Below are 4,967 nucleotides of genomic sequence, written 5' to 3'. Positions count from 1 at the left end.
CTTGAATTTCTTCGCGATCGCCTCGCGCAGCGGCACGATGCCGGAGACCGGCGGATATTTGGTCTCGCCGCGGCGGATCGCCTCGATCGCCGCGTTCTTGATGTTGTCGGGTGTATCGAAATCCGGCTCGCCGGCTCCGAGGCCGATCACGTCACGGCCGGCATTTTTCAGCTCGCGCGCTTTCTGCGTCACCGCGATGGTCGCGGAAGGCTTAACGCGGGAAAGGGCGTCGGCGAGAAAGGCCATGACAAGATGTCTCCTAGGAAAAGCGGCCAGGAGCGGCCGCGGCGCCTCTCATGTCGCATCATGGCGCCGAGCGCAAGCATTGTGCGATGAGCCAGAGGTCAAGGAGGCGTGACCAAAGTCAGCCTGCGTGAGCGGCAACGCTAAATTCATCAACGGCCGGTAAACCCTTGGCTGGCAGGATCGCAGATCGGATTGCGCCTATTCGCGGAGCGGGAAACCTTGTCGCGCAGCATCGGGCTTGCCCACATCATCCGTCATGATGACGGCACCTCCACGGGTGTCTGGGGCATCTATACGCTGCAGAGCGCGTTCCAGCCGATCTTCGCCTTCAAGGAGGGCAAGCTTTCGGTCGCCGCTTTCGAGGGGCTGATCCGGCCGTTCCGCGACGGCGAGCCGCAATCGCCGGGGGCATTCTTCGGCACCTGCCCGGCGGCCGACCGGCTGCATATCGAGGCCCTGACGCGCACGCTGCATCTTCTGAACGCCGGCGCCTGCCTGCCGGAAGAGGCCTCCATCTTCGTCAATTTCGACCCTTCGGTCTTCACCGATCGCAGCATCGCCGACAAGGCGCTGCGCGACATGCGGCTGGTGCTGCACGAAGCCGGCATCGATCCGCGCCGCATCGTCTGCGAGGTCACCGAGCAGAAATCGGCTTCGCAGGAAACGCTCTACGGCTTCGTCGAGGCGCTGAGGGCGAACGGGTTCCGCATCGCGGTGGACGACTACGGCGCCGATGATTCCGACATTCACCGGATCAAGGAACTCAAGCCCGACATCGTCAAATTCGATGCGCATTGGATCACCCATCTGATGGAGTCCGGCGCGGGCTTCGCGTTGCTGACGACGATGGTGCAGAGCTTCGAGGACCAGGGCATCCACACCGTCTTCGAAGGGATCGAGGAAGGCTGGCAGCTGGAGCTTGCCGAGAGATCCGGCGCCTCGATGGTGCAAGGCTATGTGCTTGCCCGGCCGGAACTTGCCCCCACCAGCTTTCGCGTCTTCGGCACGGTCGCGCGGCAGCCTTCGGCCGAAGAAAGCAAGGCACAGGTCGTCACAAGCGGCGCCCCGGCGCCGCAGGCGCGGCGGGCAAGAGTGTTCGGGCGCAAGGTCGCGCCATGAGCGGACAACCGGACAGGCGGCGCAACGTCGCCGGGGCGATCTTCGCCGACGAGATCGGCCTCCAGTTCGGCGTCTATGGCGAGTTTCGGCTGTGGAGCGCCTATCAACCGATCTTCGCGCCGGAAGGCAGTGTGCTCAGGGCGGTTGCCGTTGAAGGGCTGATCGAGCCGCGCCGTATTGCCCAGCCGGTAGCCTCTTCGATCTTCTTCGGCGGCGTTCCCGCTTCCGACCGGCTGTTTGTCGAAACGCTGTGCCGGATGCTGCATCTCGGCAATTATCGCAACATCGGCGTCGAGGGATTGACGCTGTTCTTCAACTATAATCCGAACGTCAACGACCATCTCGGACGGGCGCTCGCCGAGATTCGGCTGATGACCAGGCATCTCGGCGATTTTGATCTGGAGCCCGGCCTGCTGGTCTGCGAGATCACCGAGCAGGCGGCCGACGATCACGTTCTTGCCAGCCTGGTGCGCGAAATGCGGCGCGACGGCATCCGCATCGCCATCGACGATTTCGGTACGGGGCATTCGACCGAGGCGCGCATCGACCTGCTTGCGCCCGACATCGTCAAGATCGATGGCGCCTGGTTCGGCGAGCTCTGCCGCCACGCCGCCGCCGAGCGCTTCTTCCGGCCGTTGGTGGCGACGCTGCATGATCGCGGCGCAAAAGTGCTGGTCGAGGGCATCGAAAACGCGCAACATTTGCGCGTCGCGCTCGAGGGCGGCGTCGACCTTTTGCAGGGTTTCCATCTCGCTCGCCCGGCGCTCGCCGGCACGATCTTCGAGGAAGAACCGCTTTCCATCGGTGCCCTGCTCGACGCCGGCAATAAGGTCGTACCCCTGCATCAGCATCGCTGATGCCGACCAAGGAAAACGTATCAGCATCGCTGATGCTGGCCCCCAAAGGACGTATCAGCGTCGCTGATGGTTCTTCTCAAAAACAAATCACTGGATGGGACCTGGCCGCGCGCGTTAGAGCGTTCCAAGGAGACTCGGAGAGGCAAGAGGTATGATCCTTTACGACATGGCCGACAGCGGCAATTGCTACAAGCCGCGGTTGTTGATGGCGAAGCTTGGCGTCCCCTTCACCCGGGTCGAGGTGAGTTCGCATACCGGCGCGACGCGCAAGCCCGACTATGTCGCCAAGAATCCGAACGCGATGGTGCCGATGCTCGAGCTCGACGACGGCAGGCGCATCGCCGAGAGCAACGCCATCCTGCTCTACCTCGCCGAAGGCACGCGCTTCCTGCCGGCCGACAAGTATGAACGCGCGCTGGCCTATCAATGGCTGTTCTTTGAGCAATACAGCCATGAGCCCTACATCGCGGTGCGCAAGGCGCTTTTGACCTTCCCGGAACGGGCGAAGGACGCCACGCCGGAACGGCTGGCGCAGACGCTGGAGCGCGGCAACAAGGCGCTGGGCGTGATGAACCAGCATCTGCAGCGGAACGAGTTCTTCGCAGGCAGCGCCTATAGCGTCGCCGACATTGCGCTCTATGCCTATACCCACACCGCCGGGATGGGCGGCTTCCAGCTCGATGCCTATCCGGCCGTCGCCGCCTGGCTGAAGCGGGTCGAGGCGGACAAGGGGCATGTGCCGATCGAGTGGGTGGGGTAATTCCTCATACGATCGCCCCTTCGCACCTGACCTGTACGAGCGCGCCAACGAGCCGCTCGGTACGCCCACGGCCGTAAGCGGCTATTTCAAAAGGCGTTCATATTCGGAATGGGTGCCGATCCAAAACCAGATCATGTCGTCCTGGTCCCGGACTGCAACAGCACGGTAGTCCAGATCAACTCGAGCTGACCAATAACGTCCAACCCGCTTGAAATGGAGCGAAGGATGAAACGGATCTGCGCGCAGCTTGGCAAATCTGCCGTCAGCCTTCATCCTGATTGATTTAGGTAATTTATCGTAGGCGTCCCAAAACGAAGGGGCGGCAAAGTGGTTCACAGAGGCCGGGTCCGGCCCGCGCGGTGGTCAGTCAGTGCTTGTTCTGCAAGCTTGTCCAGCCGCCCCGCCCTCGCGTCGGCTTCGATCTGCTTATCCCACAGATCAGCCTGCAGCGCCTCGAACCAGGCGGCAAAGGCTTTCAGCTCTTCGGGGCTCAGTTCGGCGACGGACTTTTCGATCTGCTCGAGTTTGGTCATGCATGAAAGATAGCACTAATGGGCCAAAAGTGCCACCCGTGGGCCTGCTGGGCCCGAAGAAGAACTCGCCCAAAATCCAGACAACAAAAAAGGCGGGCAATGCCCGCCTTCCTATGCCGGTAGCCTGATCGGGAGCGTCCAGTCCGGGCTGGCAGCTATCTGCTGTTCCAGCTTATCGGGTCTTTTCGCTCCGGCGCGCTTCTCGCGCGACCGTCAGTACATCCGTGACTTGCCGCGCGCCCCGAACCTTCGTCCGGCGCGCGCTATCGCCAAATCAGGCTGCCTTGCTCAGAGACCCAGCAGCGGACTTGCCGGTGCGGCGGTCCTGCTCGATCTCGAAGTTGATCTTCTGGCCTTCAGCCAGGCTCGTCATGCCAGCGCGCTCGACAGCGGAGATGTGGACGAAAACGTCCGCGCCGCCATTGTCAGGCTGGATGAAGCCGTAGCCCTTGGTGGCGTTGAACCACTTGACCGTACCAGTTGCCATGGAAAATGCCCTTCCACATTTGCTTTTGTTTGACCGGACCAAAGCCCGGCCGGTGGTATCGAAATTTTGGAGACGTCAGCAAACGCGAAGGATCGCGAGGCCCGATCGATCGGCCAAATTCAATGGAGCGGATATAGGATAGTTTGCGCGAGAAAACAAGACGGGTCGCTTGAGGCGCCGCCGGCATGTCGTCCCCATCGAAGGCAATGGAAGTTTTGACAGCGGCCCCGCGTTGTGGAGGGATGAGATGCTTGCCGCGCGAGAGCGGTTTGACGCAATTCCGGACGGAAAACCGCTACGCACCTTTCCTGGATTGCTTTAGGAGAGGAACCATGAAGACAATCCTGCTTGCCGCCTGCTTCATCTTGCTGGCCGCGGAGGCGCAAGCGGTGTCGCGTTACGATCCGACGCGCATGAGCTGCGACCGGGTGCAGGCGACGATCGCCAGACAGGGCGCCGTCATCCTGCGCTACCAGTCGGCGCGCGTGCCGGGGCTGCCGCTCTACGACCGCTATGTGCGTGACGAGGGCTTCTGCAATGCGGGCGAAGTGCGGGCGCGCGCCTATGTGCCGAGCGCCGACACCAGGTCCTGCATGGTCTATGTCTGCAAGCGTCCGGATTTCGACCGGCGCTTCCGTCGCCGGTTCCTGCACGACTAATTGATAGGGGGAGCGAGCGGGCGCCTCTCAGAAACCGAACGAGGCCTGCGCGGCGGGCGGTGGGCCGACGCGAACGCCTTCCATGGCCAGCATCTTTTCCTTGGTGGCCGAGCCGCCCGGAGCGGAGAAGCCGCCGATCTTGCCGCCCGCGGCGAGGATGCGATGGCACGGGATAACCAGCGGCACCGGGTTGGCGCCAAGCGCCGCGCCCGTCTCGCGCGGAAGGCCGGCATGGCCGGCGCGCTTGGCCAGCTCACCATAAGTGGTGGTTTCACCGAAGCGGAGCTTGCGCGCCGCGTCGTAGAT

General features: G+C 62.8%; 9 protein-coding genes. 4 read left to right on the top strand and 5 right to left on the bottom strand.

The window, feature by feature from the left end:
* A partial coding sequence (locus EOD07_RS22155; RefSeq protein ID WP_127236986.1) for an aminotransferase class I/II-fold pyridoxal phosphate-dependent enzyme occupies positions 1-246 on the bottom strand: 246 nt, incomplete at its 3' end.
* A gap of 219 nt (positions 247-465) precedes the next feature.
* On the opposite strand from EOD07_RS22155, the gene EOD07_RS22150 reads away from it, so the two are divergent.
* The 3 genes from EOD07_RS22150 to EOD07_RS22140 all read left to right on the top strand — a co-directional run bounded on the left by EOD07_RS22150 (position 466) and on the right by EOD07_RS22140 (position 2,982).
* Entirely contained in the window at positions 466-1,365 is a 900-nt protein-coding gene (locus tag EOD07_RS22150; protein ID WP_127236985.1) for an EAL domain-containing protein, read from the top strand.
* On the top strand, positions 1,362-2,222 hold the full coding sequence (locus EOD07_RS22145; protein WP_040989574.1) for an EAL domain-containing protein: 861 nt from the start codon (positions 1,362-1,364) through the stop codon (positions 2,220-2,222). Before EOD07_RS22150 ends, EOD07_RS22145 begins: the two co-directional genes overlap by 4 nt.
* 151 nt (positions 2,223-2,373) lie before the next feature.
* Complete coding sequence (locus tag EOD07_RS22140) at positions 2,374-2,982, top strand: glutathione S-transferase family protein (protein ID WP_127236984.1); 609 nt, start codon at positions 2,374-2,376, stop codon at positions 2,980-2,982.
* Positions 2,983-3,063: 81 nt separating this feature from the next.
* Here EOD07_RS22140 and EOD07_RS22135 read toward each other — a convergent pair whose 3' ends face one another.
* From EOD07_RS22135 to EOD07_RS22125, 3 genes are all read right to left on the bottom strand, one after another.
* Entirely contained in the window at positions 3,064-3,318 is a 255-nt protein-coding gene (locus tag EOD07_RS22135) for a hypothetical protein (protein WP_127236983.1), read from the bottom strand.
* Positions 3,315-3,515, bottom strand: coding sequence for a hypothetical protein (locus tag EOD07_RS22130; protein WP_127236982.1), 201 nt, complete (start codon positions 3,513-3,515; stop codon positions 3,315-3,317). Before EOD07_RS22130 ends, EOD07_RS22135 begins: the two co-directional genes overlap by 4 nt.
* Positions 3,516-3,789: 274 nt before the next feature.
* On the bottom strand, positions 3,790-4,002 hold the full coding sequence (locus tag EOD07_RS22125) for a cold-shock protein (protein ID WP_027168154.1): 213 nt from the start codon (positions 4,000-4,002) through the stop codon (positions 3,790-3,792).
* A gap of 332 nt (positions 4,003-4,334) precedes the next feature.
* On the opposite strand from EOD07_RS22125, the gene EOD07_RS22120 reads away from it, so the two are divergent.
* Positions 4,335-4,661 (top strand): hypothetical protein, encoded by a 327-nt coding sequence (locus tag EOD07_RS22120; RefSeq protein ID WP_127236981.1) that lies wholly within the window; start codon positions 4,335-4,337, stop codon positions 4,659-4,661.
* Positions 4,662-4,688: 27 nt separating this feature from the next.
* Here EOD07_RS22120 and EOD07_RS22115 read toward each other — a convergent pair.
* On the bottom strand, positions 4,689-4,967 hold a 279-nt coding region (locus EOD07_RS22115), incomplete at its 5' end, for an MGMT family protein (protein WP_164772421.1).

This window comes from Mesorhizobium sp. M2C.T.Ca.TU.002.02.1.1, assembly GCF_003997225.1.
The sequence above is the reverse complement of the archived record's forward strand: the minus strand, read 5'-3'. Positions and strand labels throughout refer to the sequence as shown.